The following is a 276-nucleotide window of genomic DNA, read 5'->3' on the forward strand; positions in this document are numbered from 1 at the left end:
GTCACCTCGTCCGCGAAACCCGAAAGCTGATCGACCATCGTGTTGATGGTCTCCTTCAGCTCCAGGATCTCGCCCCGGGCATCGACGCGGATCTTCTGGGAGAGGTCACCCCGCGCGACCGCCGTCGTCACCTGGGCGATGGAACGCACCTGGTCGGTGAGGTTCCCCGCCATGACGTTGACGGATTCGGTGAGGTCGCGCCAGGTACCCGACACACCTTTGACGTCCGCCTGACCACCGAGACGACCGTCGGTGCCGACCTCCCGGGCAACCCGC

At 65.9% G+C, this 276-nt stretch carries 1 protein-coding gene; it reads right to left on the minus strand.

Annotated elements, in window-relative coordinates; genetic code table 11:
• The coding region (locus AC559T_RS18310; RefSeq protein WP_498869525.1) for a HAMP domain-containing protein at positions 1-276 on the minus strand (276 nt) is incomplete at both ends.

It is taken from the genome of Frankia sp. Hr75.2, from assembly GCF_949319125.1.
Lineage (GTDB): Bacteria > Actinomycetota > Actinomycetes > Frankiales > Frankiaceae > Parafrankia > Parafrankia soli.